The 13,622-nt window shown below is 73.8% G+C and carries 13 protein-coding genes; 6 read left to right on the forward strand and 7 right to left on the reverse strand.

What is annotated here, in order from left to right; translation table 11 throughout:
- The 3 genes from ACBI99_RS39565 to ACBI99_RS39575 form a co-directional block, all read right to left on the reverse strand.
- Nucleotides 1-1,006: branched-chain amino acid ABC transporter permease (locus tag ACBI99_RS39565; RefSeq protein ID WP_375074801.1), on the reverse strand; the 1,006-nt coding region annotated here is incomplete at its 3' end.
- Entirely contained in the window at nt 1,003-1,734 is a 732-nt protein-coding gene (locus ACBI99_RS39570) for an ABC transporter ATP-binding protein (protein ID WP_219511084.1), read from the reverse strand. The genes ACBI99_RS39570 and ACBI99_RS39565, both read right to left, overlap by 4 nt.
- Nucleotides 1,734-2,624, reverse strand: coding sequence for an alpha/beta hydrolase (locus ACBI99_RS39575; RefSeq protein WP_246646272.1), 891 nt, complete (start codon nt 2,622-2,624; stop codon nt 1,734-1,736). The genes ACBI99_RS39570 and ACBI99_RS39575 overlap by 1 nt, the downstream gene beginning before the upstream one ends.
- 145 nt (nt 2,625-2,769) lie before the next feature.
- On the opposite strand from ACBI99_RS39575, the gene ACBI99_RS39580 reads away from it, so the two are divergent.
- On the forward strand, nt 2,770-4,155 hold the full coding sequence (locus tag ACBI99_RS39580) for an amidohydrolase (RefSeq protein ID WP_375074802.1): 1,386 nt from the start codon (nt 2,770-2,772) through the stop codon (nt 4,153-4,155).
- Nucleotides 4,156-4,207: 52 nt separating this feature from the next.
- On the opposite strand, the gene ACBI99_RS39585 is transcribed toward ACBI99_RS39580, so the two are convergent.
- Nucleotides 4,208-5,188 (reverse strand): aldo/keto reductase, encoded by a 981-nt coding sequence (locus tag ACBI99_RS39585; RefSeq protein WP_375074803.1) that lies wholly within the window; start codon nt 5,186-5,188, stop codon nt 4,208-4,210.
- A 97-nt stretch (nt 5,189-5,285) separates the two neighbouring features.
- On the opposite strand from ACBI99_RS39585, the gene ACBI99_RS39590 reads away from it, so the two are divergent.
- Both ACBI99_RS39590 and ACBI99_RS39595 read left to right on the forward strand, forming a co-directional pair.
- Entirely contained in the window at nt 5,286-6,269 is a 984-nt protein-coding gene (locus ACBI99_RS39590; RefSeq protein WP_219511077.1) for a methyltransferase dimerization domain-containing protein, read from the forward strand.
- 38 nt (nt 6,270-6,307) lie between these two features.
- Nucleotides 6,308-7,030 carry an SDR family NAD(P)-dependent oxidoreductase gene (locus tag ACBI99_RS39595; RefSeq protein ID WP_308126049.1) on the forward strand — a complete coding sequence of 241 codons (723 nt, stop codon included), beginning with the start codon at nt 6,308-6,310 and terminating at the stop codon, nt 7,028-7,030.
- Between the two features lie 72 nt (nt 7,031-7,102).
- Here the strand turns inward: ACBI99_RS39595 and ACBI99_RS39600 are convergent, their stop codons facing one another.
- From ACBI99_RS39600 to hpaD, 3 genes are all read right to left on the reverse strand, one after another.
- Nucleotides 7,103-7,786, reverse strand: a complete 684-nt coding sequence (locus tag ACBI99_RS39600; RefSeq protein ID WP_219511072.1) for a GntR family transcriptional regulator — start codon at nt 7,784-7,786, stop codon at nt 7,103-7,105.
- A 100-nt stretch (nt 7,787-7,886) separates the two neighbouring features.
- A complete protein-coding gene (locus ACBI99_RS39605; protein WP_357593184.1) occupies nt 7,887-8,657 on the reverse strand; it encodes an alpha/beta fold hydrolase in 771 nt (256 codons plus the stop codon).
- Nucleotides 8,658-8,716: 59 nt separating this feature from the next.
- Nucleotides 8,717-9,574 (reverse strand): 3,4-dihydroxyphenylacetate 2,3-dioxygenase, encoded by an 858-nt coding sequence (gene hpaD / locus ACBI99_RS39610; protein WP_219511068.1) that lies wholly within the window; start codon nt 9,572-9,574, stop codon nt 8,717-8,719.
- A 175-nt stretch (nt 9,575-9,749) separates the two neighbouring features.
- Here hpaD and ACBI99_RS39615 point away from each other — a divergent pair, with 175 nt between their 5' ends.
- From ACBI99_RS39615 to hpaE, 3 genes are read left to right on the forward strand one after another with little or no spacing between them, the layout of a single operon-like run.
- Entirely contained in the window at nt 9,750-11,162 is a 1,413-nt protein-coding gene (locus ACBI99_RS39615) for a fumarylacetoacetate hydrolase family protein (RefSeq protein ID WP_375074804.1), read from the forward strand.
- Between the two features lie 43 nt (nt 11,163-11,205).
- Nucleotides 11,206-12,120 (forward strand): 4-hydroxy-tetrahydrodipicolinate synthase, encoded by a 915-nt coding sequence (gene dapA / locus ACBI99_RS39620; RefSeq protein WP_375074805.1) that lies wholly within the window; start codon nt 11,206-11,208, stop codon nt 12,118-12,120.
- The gene (gene hpaE / locus ACBI99_RS39625) at nt 12,117-13,592 is read left to right on the forward strand and encodes a 5-carboxymethyl-2-hydroxymuconate semialdehyde dehydrogenase (protein WP_375074806.1); all 1,476 of its coding nucleotides are present in this window, start codon (nt 12,117-12,119) and stop codon (nt 13,590-13,592) included. The genes dapA and hpaE overlap by 4 nt, the downstream gene beginning before the upstream one ends.
- Nucleotides 13,593-13,622: the final 30 nt, after the last annotated feature.

The following is a 13,622-nucleotide window of genomic DNA, read 5'->3' on the forward strand; positions in this document are numbered from 1 at the left end:
GGGCGGGGGCGGTGTCCGGGGTGGGGGCGGTGTCCGGGGTGGAGGGTTCCTTGGAGGCGAGGAGTTTGCGGGCGGCGGCTTCGCGTCTGCGGCCGCGGGTCAGGTCGGTCTGGCTGACGCCGCCGCGTAAGGCCAGGATGGCGAAGAGGCCGAAGAGCATCCCGCCGAGGTCCTGGGGCAGCTTGAGCTTCTCCATGACGGTCGCCATGGCCGCGCCGAAGACGCCGCCCATCACGGCCCCTTCGGGGTGGTGCGGCCCGATGAGGATCGCCACGGCGAACAGCGCCAGCGACTGGCCCATGGCGAAGTTGCTGGAGACGACGAGCCCGAGCTGTCCGGCCATCAGCCCGCCCCCGATGCCGGCGATGAAGGAGCTGATCGCGAACGCGGTGAGCTTGCTGCGGGCGACCGAGATGCCGTGGGAGGCGGCGGCGCGTTCGGAGTGGCGCAGTTCGAGCAGCGACATGCCGAGCCGGGTCCGGTTGAACAGGGCCAGCCCGACGGCCAGCAGGGTGAAGACGAGGACGGCGAGGACGAAGTAGGCGCCGTTGGTGGCGAACAGGGAGGGCCTGGTGAGCGTCTTCAGCTCGGTGGTGCCGGGGAACTGGTTGGCGTTGAGCACGATGTCGGCCGAGACGGCGAAGCCGAAGGTGACGATGGCCAGGTTGACGCCGCGGATGCGGAGGGCGGGCAGCCCGATGGCGACGCCGACGGGGACGGCGGCGAGTCCGCCGAGCAGCAGCCAGAGCAGGAAGCCGCCGGGCGCGTCGGCGAGGTTGAGCCGGAGCACGACCCACGCGCCGATGGCGGCGAACGACATCTGGCACAGGGACATGACGCCGGCCCGTCCGACGATCACGCCGTAGCTCTGCATGATCACGGCGCTGACCACGGCGGTGATCGCGAGGTAGATCCAGTAGGGCGGCAGCAGCGCGGGCACCGCGAGGCAGGCCACCAGGGCGGCGCCGAGGCCGAGGCCGAGTGCGCGCCTGTCGACGAGGGTCATCGCGTCTCGCTCTCCGCCGCGGCGGCGACCGGCGCCGGCGGCAGGCCGAAGTAGAACTCGTGCAGCCGTTCGCTCCGGCCGCGCAGCTCGGCGCAGGGCCCGTCGTGCACCACGCGGCCCTTGCGCAGCACGTAGGCGTGGGTGCCGATGTCCAGGGCGAGGTTGGCGAACTGCTCGATGAGGAGGACGGCGATGCCGAGGCCGACCAGGTCGCCGACGGCGTCCATGAGGCGGCGCACGACGACGGGGGCGAGGCCGAGGGACATCTCGTCGATGAGGACGACTTTCGGGCCGGAGACGAGGGTGCGGCCGAGCGCCAGCATCTGCTGCTCGCCGCCGGACAGGTGCCCGGCCTGCAGGCCGCGGCGGTTGCCCAGCTCGGGGAAGAGGTCGTACACCTTGCCGAGGTCGCCCCCGGCGACGAGCAGGTTCTGTTCGACGGTGAGGGTGCGGAAGACGGTGCGGGCCTGCTCGACGTAGCCGAGGCCGGCCTGGGCGCGCCGGTAGGTGGGCAGCTTGCCGATGGGCCGGCCGTCGAGTTGGACCGTTCCGGAGGTCACCGGGGCTAGCCCGGCGATGCCGTCCATGAGCGTGGTCTTGCCGGCGCCGTTGGCGCCGAGGACGACCGTGACGGCGCCGGGGGCGACGTCGAGCGAGACGTCGTGGACGACGGGGACCTCGCGGCGGTTGACGCCGACGCCGCGGAGGCTGAGGACGGGGGCGGTCATCAGAGCGCCCGCAGGGCGGCGATCACCCGGGCGTGCGCGTCGCGCGAGTCGGTCAGCTCGGTGGCGAGCAGGCCGAAGAAGCCGTGGATCAGCCCGTCGTAGCGGACGAGCTCGACGTCGACGCCGGCGTCGGCGAGGCGGCGGGCGTACTCCTCGCCCTCGTCGCGCAGCACGTCGCACTCGGCGCCCAGGACGAGGGCGCGGGGCAGCCGGGACAGGTCGGCGGCGCGCAGCGGCAGCAGGTAGGGGTCGTCGAGGTCCTTGACGTCGCGCGGGTAGGTGGTGAAGAACCACTCCATGCTGGCCCTGGACAGGAAGTAGCCGTCGGCGTAGGCGTCGTAGGAGGCGTAGCCGTCGCCGGGGTGGCCGACCACGGGCGAGACGAGGACCTGCAGGCGGATCGGGGGGCCGCCGAGGTCGCGGGCCTTGAGCGCGACGACGGCGGCCAGGTTGCCGCCGGCGCTCTCCCCGCCGACGGCCAGGCGCGCCGGGTCGGCGGCGAGGCGCTCGCCGTGCTCGTGGACCCAGCGCACGGCGGCGTAGCAGTCGTCGGCGGCGGCCGGATAGGGGTTTTCGGGGGCGAGGCGGTAGTCGACGGAGACGACGACGGCCTCCGCGCCGGCGCAGACGGCCCGGCAGGCGACCTCGTTCTCGTCGAGGCTGCCGATGGTCCAGCCGCCGCCGTGGAACCAGACGAGCGCGGGGAAGGGCCCGTCGCCCTCGGGGGTGTAGACGCGGACGGGGAGGTCGCCGGCCGGGCCCGGGATCACGGTGTCGGCGACGGCGCCCACGGGCTGCAGCCGCTCGGGCATCCGCCAGGCGCTCCGGAACCCCTCGCGCATGGCCTGAGCGTCGAACGCGACGACCGGGCCCTGGTCAGCGACGCTCATGCGGTCGATGATGGACTGCGCCTCGGGATGCAGCGGCATCGTTACCTCCGATCGCCCGGGTGCCTCGCTCAGGCACTCGAAAATCGTATCCGATTCCGTGTACGTTATTCGGAGCCGATCGGCGATGTCTAGAGCGAAGAGGAAGATGTTGCGCAACGAATCCCAGGACGAGGCCGACCTGGTGCTGACCGGAGGTCAGGTCCACACCGTCGACGCCGCCGACCGGGTCGCCGAGGCGATCGCGGTCCGGGGCGGCGCGATCGCCCGTGTCGGCACGGCCGGGGAGGTGGCCCCGCTGATCGGCCGCCGCACCCGCGTCGTCCCGCTGCGCGGCGCGTCGGTGCTGCCCGGCATCAACGACTCCCATCTGCACGGCGTGTGGCTCGGCACGATGTGGCCGTCCCTGCTCATGGACCAGCTCACCGGAGGCGGTCACGGCGACCCTCCGGCAGCGCCCGCGCGCTTGGAGACGAGCGCCGACCGGCGGGCCGCGATCCTGCGCACCGGCGCCCTGCTCGCGACGCTCGGGATCACCAGCTACACCGAGCCCGGCCTGGGCCCCGGCGAGGACGACGGGCCGAGCGGCTGCTTCGGCTCGGCGGCCCTGCGCGATTACGCGGACCTGGCCGCCGAGGGCCTGCTGACGGCGCGCGTCACCACGTTGACGCTGTTCGGCGAGCTCGACGGCGCGAGCTCGCCCGCCGCCCTGCTGGAGGGCCTGCGCGGCTTCGCGCCGCCCGCCGCCGTGCCCGGCTGGTTCCGGGTCGCGGGGGTGAAGGTCTTCGCCGACGGCATTCCGCCGATGCGCACCGCCTGGACGGACGAGCCGTACGAGGACGGCACGTACGGGAGTCTGCTGGTCGACGGCGGCACCGACGACGAACGCGAGGCCGGGCTGGTCGCGATGATCGACGCGGCGCACGCGGCCGGGCACCAGATCGGCGTGCACGCGACGGGCAGCCGGGCGACGCGGGTCGTCACGCGCGCCCTGGCCGCCGCCCTGGCGCGCGACGGCCGGGACGCCCGCCACTATCTGATCCACGGCGACCTGCTGCACCCGGCGACGCTGAAGGCGATGGCGGCCGCCGGGATCGGGCTCAACACCCAGGCGGGCATCCCGGTCGCCACCGAGGACCTGCTGGTGGCCGCGCTGGGCCGCGAGGCGGCGGCGTACGCCTGGCCGGTGGGTGACGCGCTGGCCACCGGGGTGCCGCTCTGCCTCAGCTCGGACGCGCCCGTGCTGACGCCGGACTGGCGGGCGGGCATCGCGGCGGCGGTCACCCGGCAGGGCCCCGACGGGCGGGTGCGCGGGGCGGCGCAGCGGGTGGCGCTCGCGCGGGCGCTGCGCGCGTACACGATCACGCCGGCGTGGCAGGACGGCGCGGAGGCGTGGAAGGGGTCGCTGGAGCCCGGCAAGGTCGCCGACCTGTGCGTGCTGGACGGCGACCTGCTGCGGACCGAGCCCGGGGCGTTGCCGCAGGTCCCGGTCCGCATGACGGTGGTGGACGGCCGCGTCGTCCACGAGGCGTAGGAGCGCCGCCGCGACGCCGCCTGCCACGCCCTCGCGCCCGGCCGCCGCCCGCTCAGCGGGCGTCGGCGCCCCAGGCGGCCTCCGGGTGTACGGCGTCGCGGTCGATCCAGAGCCCGGCCACGGCGGCGCGCAGCTCGTCGCCGTGCCGCTCCAGCAGGGCGAGCGCGCCGAGGTTGTCGTCGAGCTGGGCCCGCCCGCTGACCCCGACCAGCACGCTGGCCGCCGCCGGGTGGGCCAGGCAGAACGCGATGGCGAGCTGCGCGGGCGTGGCCCCGAAGGACTCGGCGATCCGGCGCAGCTCGGGGTAGGCGGCGCGTATCCGGTCACGGATGCCGCCCGGGTCGGCGCCGATCTTGCGTTCGGGATGGAGCTTGCCGGCCAGGATGCCGCCCTCGAAGACGTCGGAGGCCTGCAGCCCGAGCCCGTCGGCGAACAGCCGGCCGTAGGGCTCGCCATCGGGCACCGAGCGCCGGGCCACGCTGTACTTGAGCTGCGCGAACGCGGGCGGCGTCAGCCCTTCGGCCAGTGCGAAGTCGCGGGCGAGTCGCAGGTCGCGGGCCGACCAGTTGTTGACCCCCCAGCAGCCGAACCGCCCGGCCCGCACCAGCTCGGACACGTCGCTCACCACGGCGCGCAGGTCGAGCTCGCCGGCGAAGTCACCGAGGACGACGAGGTCGGCGCGGTCGGTGCCGATGCGGTCGAGCGCGACCTCCGCCTGCCCGGCGAAGGAGAGCGCCGGGTAGTCCCACAGCCAGAGCTTGCCGCACAGCAGGTAGTCCTTCCGGGCGACGCCCGCCTCTCTGACGGCCTGGCCGAAGATCACGTCGGTGACGGCGTTCTCGGCATGCGGGCCGAAGTCGTAATGGGCCACGTCGAACAGGTTGACGCCGCGCCCGACGGCCGTGCCGATCAGCTCGGCCACCTGCTCGCGCGGCATGCGGTCCCAGGTGTTCCACGAGCCGAGGCCGAGGACCGGGACCTCCGGGCCGCCGTCGCCGAGCCTGCGCCGGGGCACCTGACCTGAGAATTCCACGCCTGCCTCCCTTGGGGTGGGTGCGGCCCCTGGCCGCCGTCCGCTGAATCGTATAGCATTCCCCATATCCTTCTGCCGTACAAGGAGTGCACCCCCCATGTCATCTCTCAACGGCCCCGAGCGGATCGTGCAGGTGGCCACCGGCTACATGGCCGCCAAGCAGCTCTTCGCGGCGAGCGAGGCGGGCCTGTTCCGCGCCCTGGCCGCAGGGCCCGCGTCCGTCGCCGAGCTCTCGGCCGCGACCGGCCTGCCCGAGCGCACCGCCCGCGTCCTGGCCGACGCGATGGCGGGCCTCGGCCTGCTGGAGCGCGACCACGGCCGCTACTCCAACGGCCCCGCCGCCGCCCGCTACCTCGCCGGGTCGGGCGACGACGTCGACCTGGGCCCGTGGCTGACCTTCCTCGACACGATCAGCTACGGGCACTGGCTCGGCTTCGGCGAGAGCGCCCGCACCGCCAAGCCCGCCCAGCTCGACCTGGGCGGCGACCGGATGCGCGTGTTCCTGTCGGGCGTGATGACCTACAACGCGCTGCACGCCAGGATGCTCGCCGGGCACTACGACTTCTCCCGGCACGAGCGGGTGATCGACTTCGGCGGGCTGTCCGGGTCGTTCCTGGCCGAGGCGCTGCGCGCGGCCCCGGGGCTGCGGGGCGTGTTCTTCTCCGGCGGCGACCTGGCCGTGCACGCCGGCAACACGCTGGTCGCCGCCGGGGTGGGCGACCGGGCCGAGGTCGTCGACGGCGACCCGCTCGACGGCGACGTGCCCGAGGGCTTCGACCTGGTGCTGCTGGAGCACGTCGCGCATCGCTACGACGCCGCCCAGAACCTGCGCATCGCCGAGCGGGCCCGCCGGGCCGCCACGCCGGGGGCGACGCTCCTGCTGCTCGACTTCTTCCTCGACTCCGACGACCGGCAGCGGCCGCTCGACGCGCTGCACGCCGCCGAATACCTGGTCATCGACGGCACCGTCGTCTACCCGGACGACGAGGTGCGGGGCTGGCTGCGGGCTGCCGGCTGGGAGCCGGTCGAGACGCGGACCCTGCCGGGCAGCCCGCGCGTCATCGTGGCGGAGGCCCGATGAACGGCGCAGGCCCAGGGAGTGGCGCAGGTGGGGGGCGGGTGGTCGTCGTCACCGGGGCGGCCAGTGGCATCGGCCGGGCCGTCGCCGGGGCGTTCGCCGAGGCCGGGGAGCGGGTCGTGATCGCCGACGCCGACGGGGTGGCCGCCAAGGCGGCGGCCGGCGAGCTGGGCGCGCTCGCCGTGACGATGGACGTCACCGACGCCGCGTCGGTCGCCGGTGGCCTGGCCGTGGTGGCCGAGCGGCTCGGCCCGGTCGAGGTGCTCGTGAACAACGCGGGCGTGGTCGCGGGCGGCGGCCCGCTCACGGACCTGCCGCTGGAGGTGTTCGACCGGGTCGTGGCCGTCAACCTGCGCGGCACGTTCACCGTCACGCAGACCGCCGCCCGCCAGATGATCGCGGCCGGCCGGGGCGGCTGCGTCGTCAACATCAGCTCGATCGGCGCCCGCCAGCCCACGGCGGGCCTGGGCCACTACGAGGCCACCAAGGCTGGCGTCGACGCGCTGACCAGGACCGGCGCGCTGGAGCTGGCCGGGCACGGCATCCGGGTCAACGGCGTGGCCCCGGGCCCGGTGCACACGCCGATGACGGCCGGGCTGATGGCCGACCCGCAGGCCCGCGCGGCCTGGGAGGCGCGCATCCCGCTGGGCCGCATCGCCGAGACGGGCGACGTGACGCCGCTCGTGGTGTTCCTCGCCTCGCCCGCCGCCCGGCACATCACGGGCGTGGTGGTGCAGGTCGACGGCGGGCAGCTCCTGGTCTGAGAACACGCGTGCGGCGCACCGGGCCACGCGGGCCGGTGCGCCGTACGGGCGGGTCAGGGCCGCACGGGCGGGTCAGAGGGACTGCGGCGACAGGTGCGCGTTGTGCAGCGCGTCGGCGGTCGCGATCTTGTGCGCGCACGCCACCCGTTCGATCTCGGCCCCGGGGGCGCCCGCGGCGATCAGGTCGAGCAGGTGCTCGTGCTCCTCGACCGAGCGGCGGGCCCGCCCCGGCACGTGGCCGAAGGACGAGCGACGCATGTGGTCGAGCCGCGCCCACTCCGCCTCCAGCAGCGCCCGCAGGTGCTCGTCGGGGCAGTGCTGGTAGATCGAGAAGTGGAACTCGCGGTTGAGCGCGGTGAACGACGGCGGGTCGAACTCCTCCAGCGCCGCCACCATCCGCGCGTTGATCTCGCGTGACTGCTTGAGGTGGGACGCCTTCATGCGCGGCGCGGAGATCGCGGTGGCGTAGCCCTCCAGCCGCGCCAGGACCTGCAGCGAGTGCTCCACCTGGGCGGAGTCGAACATGGCGACCCGCGCGCCGATGTTGCGCACGATCTCGACCAGCCCGTCGGACTGCAGCCGCCGCACGGCCTCGCGCAGCGGGATGGTGCTGACCCCGGTCTCGCGGGCGAGCTGGTCCATGACGAGCCGGTAGCCCGGCCCGTACGTGCCGTCGATGATGCGCGAGCGGAGCAGCTCATAGCTCAGCTCGGCCTTGGAGGCCCTGGCCCGCGCGGACCCCTTCGCGGAACTCACCGATGTCCCCTCACTCTCGGCCGGACGCTGGGCCACCACGGACGACCGGCGGCAGGCGGCCGGACGCCGGCGCCTGCTCCGCCGGTCGTTCTCTGCTTGATCACTGTAGGAGCACCCTCAGGACGGCGTCGCGGAACCCGGCGCCGGCGAGGGCCTGGAAGTGGTCGCCGGGAACCGTGACCGGCTCCGTGGCGCCGGCCAACTCGACGATACGCCCGATCCCGTCGCTCATCACGTCGTCTTTTCCCACCACGAACACCGGCGGGCGCTCGCCGCCCCACGCGCGGGGCTCGAACGGGGTGTCGCGCAGCCCTTCGACGCAGAGCGCCAGCCCGGCGGCGCGTTCGCCGGCGGCGCGCGCCAGGCCGGCGATCGCCGAGGTGAGCGGGTCGGCGGGCTCGCCCTCACCGGCGACGGCCCGGCGCAGGGCGGCCACGTCGACGGCCGCGAACGGCTCCACGGGGCTGAGCCCGCCGAGCACGGCGCGGCGCACGCGGCCCGGGGCCACCTCGGGCAGCTCCCAGGCGAGCCGCGCCCCCAGCGAGTAGCCGACCACGTCAAACGCGTCGAACGCGCCCCCGGCCGGAGCCGGAACTCCGGCCAGGGCCTGGTCGAGGGCGGTCACCAGGGCCGCGGCGACGGCCTTGGCGCCGGCGCCGGCGGGCGAGGCGGGGGCCGGGCTGTCACCGTGGCCGGGCAGGTCGGGCGCCACCACGACGCGCCCGGCGGCGGTCAGCGCGCCGGCGATGCCCGTCTCGGCCCAGTCGCGCCCGCCGTCGGAGCCGAAGCCGTGCACGAGCAGCACGGGCGGCGCGTCCGCGGCCCGATCGGGAGTGAACACCCGCACGGCCAGGCCGGCACGGTCCCCCATCGCTTCACACCTTTCCCCGCCAACTTTCGCATACGATATCGGATCGTAGCTTAACGGTCTCAGTTCACGATTTCGGGCACCGGGAAGTCGACCACGACCTGACCGGTGCCGCTGCTGCCGAAGTACGGGCACAGCTGCTCGCCCTTGCCCGTGTAGCGGTCCCAGCCGAGCAGGCCGAAGAGCATCGCGGTGTCGGCCATCGCGCCCTCCCCCGTGCAGCGCTCGTTGTAGTCGGGCAGCATCCTGAGGAACTCGGCGATCCTGCCCTCGGTCCACATGTCGAGCACCGACAGGTCGACCTTCCGGTTGATCTCGCTGCTCACGTCGTTGAGCAGCGACTCGGCGATCTCGTTGGGCGGGAAGGCGTGCGACAGCGAGCCGCTGGCCAGGAAGGCCACCTTGCGGTCGCTGCGCCGCACGGCACGGGCCAGGGCCTCGCCGATGCGGCGGTTCTCCTCGATCGAGGAGTAGATGTTGCAGCCGATCGGCAGCACGCGGACGGCCGGGTCGCCGTTCATGAAGTACATCGGCACCAGCGTCGCGTACTCCAGGCCGAGGTCCTTGTAGGTGTGGACGCGGGCCTTCTGGCCGCCGGCGACGATCTCCTCGCGGATCAGCTCGGCCAGCTCGGGGTCGCCGGGATAGTCGTACTCCAGGTCGTGGATGAAGTGCGGCAGCTCGTGGCTGACGTAGGAGGCGCGGTGGCGCTCCTTGCCGTTGAGGTGGAAGCCGATGCTGTTCATCCAGTGGGTGTCGGCGACGAGGAAGGTGTCGGCGCCGCGCTCGCGGGCCCGCTCGCCGACCTCGGTCAGCGCCAGCTCGGCGGGCCTGCGGATGCCGAAGTGCTCACCCGGCTGGATGGACAGCCAGATCGACGGCACATGTGTGATCTTCGCCGCCAGGACGATCTCTCCCATCACGCCCCTCCAGGTGGTACGGGTCCCGTCTCCCGGCCCAGGTGGCGGCCTCGTGGCCGATCCGGGGCCCTGCCGGGCATGGCCAATCATGTACGAATTCAAATATCTTTGTCTATAGCTCTCCCTTGATCCCTCGGATATCATTCACGATGTCCTATATGATTTGGGAGCTGATGTGGCACACCCGCTCGGCCTGACACCATCCAAGATCATCGCGGTCCACCTCAACTACCGCAGCCGCGCGGCCGAACGTGGGCGCACCCCGGCCGTCCCCTCCTACTTTCTCAAGCCGCCGTCCTCGCTGTCCTGGTCCGGCCGGCCCGTCGTCCGGCCCGCCGGGTGCGACCTGCTCGCCTTCGAGGGCGAGATCGCGCTCGTCATCGGCGAGCGCGCCCACCGCGTCCCCCGCGAGCGGGCGCTCGGCTGCGTGGCGGGCTACACCGCGGCCAACGACTTCGGCGTCTACGACTTCAGGCACGCCGACCAGGGCTCCAACCTGCGGGCGAAGGGGCAGGACGGCTACACGCCGGTCGGCCCCGCGATCCTCACCGGCGCCGACCCCGCCGCGCTGCGGCTGCGCACGTACGTGAACGGCGAGCTCGTCCAGGACGCCGGCACGGACGAGCTGCTGTTCGGCTTCGACCTGCTGATCGCCGACCTGTCGCGGCTCATGACACTGGAGCCCGGCGACCTCGTCCTGACCGGCACCCCGGCCGGCTCCACGGTCGTGCGGCCCGGCGACGTGGTGGAGGTGGAGCTGGAGGGCGCGGGCCGGCTGCGCAACGAGATCGTCGCCGACCCGGAGCCGCTGCCCGCCTGGGGCGCGCAGCCCCGCGCCACCGGCGAGACCCGCGCCGCCGCCTTCGGATCCGCCGCGGCTCCCCGTACGGAAGCCCTCGACGAGGAGACCGCGGCGGCGCTGCGGTCGGTGTCGACCGCCACGCTGTCGTCGCAGCTGCGCAGGCGCGGCATCGACCACCACTTCGTCGAGGGCGTCCGCCCCACCCGGCCCGACCTGCGCATGGTCGGCGTGGCGCGGACGCTGCGGTACGTGCCGCTGCGCGAGGACGTGTTCGCCGAGATCGGCGGCGGCATGAACGCCCAGAAGCGCACCGTGGAGGAGATCCGCCCCGGCGAGGTCCTGGTGATCGAGGCGCGCGGCGACCACGGCGCGGGCACGCTGGGCGACATCCTCGCCCTGCGGGCGCTGCGCCGGGGCGCGGCCGGGGTGGTGACCGACGGCGGGCTGCGCGACAGCCCGTCGTTCGGGGCGCTGGACCTGCCCGCCTACTACGCCGTGCCGCACGCCGCGGTGCTGGGCCGCCGGCACGTGCCGATGGACTCGCAGGTCCCGGTGGCCTGCGGCGGCGTGCTGGTCATGCCCGGCGACGTGCTCGTGGGCGACGCCGAGGGCGTGGTCGTCATCCCGCCCGGCCTGGCGGCCGAGGTGGCGCGCGACGCCGCCCGGCAGGAGGACGAGGAGCGCTTCATCTACGAACGGGTGGCCGCGGGCGCGTCCGTCGACGGGCTCTACCCGATGAACCAAGCCTCGCGGGAGGCGTACCAGGCGTGGCGTGACGCCCGGTGACGACCGCGCGCGCAGGTCTGATCGTGCAGCAAGGAGTGATCACATGAAGTTCCGTTCGGATCCGGCGACCATCCGCGGGTCCATCGCCCCGGTGGTGACCCCGTTCACCGAGGACGGCGAGCTCGACGTCGACTCGCTGCAGGCGCTGGTGCGCTGGCAGCTCGACCGGGGCTCGCACGGCATCTCCACCGGCGGCTCCACCGGAGAGCCCGGGGCGCAGAGCGCCGAGGAGCGGATCGCCGCGATGACGGCGGTGGCCGAGGAGACCGCCGACCGCGTGCCGTTCCTGCCGGGCACCGGCTCGGCCAAGCTGGACGAGACGCTGCGCCTCACCGCCGAGGCCGAGCGGCTGGGCGCCGACGCGGCGCTCGTCATCACCCCCTACTACGCGCGCCCGACGCAGGAGGCGCTGTTCCGCTGGTACGCGACGGTGGCGGCGGAGTTCCCCGGGCTGCCGATCGTCATCTACAACGTGCCCTCGCGCACGGCGGTGGACATCGCGCCCGAGACCGTCGCCCGGCTGCGGCGCGCCCACGACAACATCGTGGGCATCAAGGAGACCACCAAGGACTTCGAGCACTTCTCCCAGGTGCTGCACCGGTGCGGGCGCGACTTCCTGATGTGGTCGGGCATCGAGCTGCTGTGCCTGCCGCTGCTGGCGATCGGCGGCGCCGGCTTCGTCAGCGCCGCGGCCAACCTCGCCCCGGCGGCCGTGGCCCGCATGTACACCGCCTACACCGAGGGCGACCACCGCACCGCCCTGGACCTGCACTACGCCCTGCATCCGCTGGTGGAGCTGCTGTTCGTGGAGACGAACCCGGCCCCGGCCAAGTGGGTGCTGGAGCGGCGCGGGCTGATCGCCTCCGGGCACGTCCGGCCGCCCCTGATCACGCCGACCGAGGCGGGCGCCGCCCGGATCGAGGAACTGCTGGCACAGAGCGAGGAAGTCGTCCGATGAACCTTGAGCACTACATCGACGGCGCGCACGTGCCGAGCGTGTCCGGCGCGACCTTCACCGCGCTGGAGCCGGCCACGAACCGGCCCTACCTGACGGTCGCCGCCGGCGGTCCCGAGGACGTGAGCGCCGCCGTGTCGGCCGCGCGCAAGGCGTTCACCGACGGGCCGTGGCCCCGGATGATGGGCGAGGAGCGGGCCGCCGTGCTGCGCGCGATCGCCGCCGCGATCGAGACCCGCGACGAGAGCATCGCCGCGCTGGAGTGCCGCGACACCGGCCTGCCGATCGCGCAGGCACGCGGCCAGGCCCGCCGGGCCGCGCAGAACTTCCGCTTCTTCGCCGACGTGATCACCACGCTCGGCGAGGACGTCTACCGGGTCGGCTCGGCCCAGCTCAACTACGTGGTGCGCAAGCCCGTCGGGGTGGCCGGGCTGATCACGCCGTGGAACACCCCGTTCATGCTGGAGACCTGGAAGCTCGCGCCCGCGCTCGCGGCAGGCTGCCCGGTCGTGCTCAAGCCCGCCGAGTGGTCCCCGCTGTCGGCCGGCCTGCTGCCGGAGATCATGGAGGAGGCCGGGCTGCCCACCGGGGTCTTCAACCTGGTGCACGGCATCGGCGAGGAGGCCGGCGCGGCGCTGGTCGCGCACCCCGACGTGCCGGTGATCTCCTTCACCGGCGAGACCGGGACCGGCCGCACCATCATGCGCGCGGCCGCCGACGGGCTGAAGACACTGTCAATGGAGCTCGGCGGCAAGTCGCCGCTGGTGGTGTTCGACGACGCCGACCTGGAGCGGGCGCTCGACGCCGCGGTCTTCGGCGTGTTCTCGCTCAACGGCGAGCGCTGTACGGCCAGCTCGCGCGTCCTGGTGCAGGACACGGTGTACGAGGAGTTCGTGACGCGGCTGGCGGCGCGGGCCACCCGCGTCCGGGTCGGATCGCCGGACGACCCCGCCACGGAGCTGGGCGCGCTCATCCACCCCGAGCACCACGCCCGGGTGATGGAGTACGTGCGGACCGGCGTGGAGGAGGGCGCCCGGCTCGTGGCGGGCGGCTCACGGCCCGAAGCGCTGCCCGACGGCAACTTCCTGGCCGCCACGGTGTTCGCCGACGTGACCCCCGGCATGCGGATCTTCCAGGAGGAGATCTTCGGGCCGGTGGTGTGCGTCACCCCGTTCGCCACCGAGACCGAGGCGCTGGAGCTGGCCAACGCCACCCGCTACGGGCTGGCCGCGTACCTGTGGACCAACGACCTGCGCCGCACGCACCGGCTCGCGCAGGGCATCGAGGCGGGGATGCTCTGGGTCAACTCGCAGAACGTGCGCGACCTGCGTACCCCGTTCGGCGGGGTGAAGGCCAGCGGGCTGGGCCGGGAGGGCGGGCGGCACAGCATCGACGTCTACACCGAGTCGCACATCGTGCACCTGGCGACCGAGGACCTGCCCATCCCCCGCTTCGGGATCGCGGAGCCGGCCTGAGCATCCTTCGGCCGGCGGGGAAGCGGTGCG

This window comes from Nonomuraea sp. ATR24, from assembly GCF_041950485.1.
Lineage (GTDB): Bacteria > Actinomycetota > Actinomycetes > Streptosporangiales > Streptosporangiaceae > Nonomuraea > Nonomuraea ceibae.

Coding starts and splice junctions, on each gene's coding strand:
- ACBI99_RS39570 (WP_219511084.1), bottom strand. CDS start 1,734: ATGACCGCCCCCGTCCTCAGCCTCCGCGGCGTCGGCGTCAACCGCCGC.
- ACBI99_RS39575 (WP_246646272.1), bottom strand. CDS start 2,624: ATGAGCGTCGCTGACCAGGGCCCGGTCGTCGCGTTCGACGCTCAGGCC.
- ACBI99_RS39580 (WP_375074802.1), top strand. CDS start 2,770: ATGTTGCGCAACGAATCCCAGGACGAGGCCGACCTGGTGCTGACCGGA.
- ACBI99_RS39590 (WP_219511077.1), top strand. CDS start 5,286: ATGTCATCTCTCAACGGCCCCGAGCGGATCGTGCAGGTGGCCACCGGC.
- ACBI99_RS39605 (WP_357593184.1), bottom strand. CDS start 8,657: ATGGGGGACCGTGCCGGCCTGGCCGTGCGGGTGTTCACTCCCGATCGG.
- hpaD (WP_219511068.1), bottom strand. CDS start 9,574: ATGGGAGAGATCGTCCTGGCGGCGAAGATCACACATGTGCCGTCGATC.
- dapA (WP_375074805.1), top strand. CDS start 11,206: ATGAAGTTCCGTTCGGATCCGGCGACCATCCGCGGGTCCATCGCCCCG.
- hpaE (WP_375074806.1), top strand. CDS start 12,117: ATGAACCTTGAGCACTACATCGACGGCGCGCACGTGCCGAGCGTGTCC.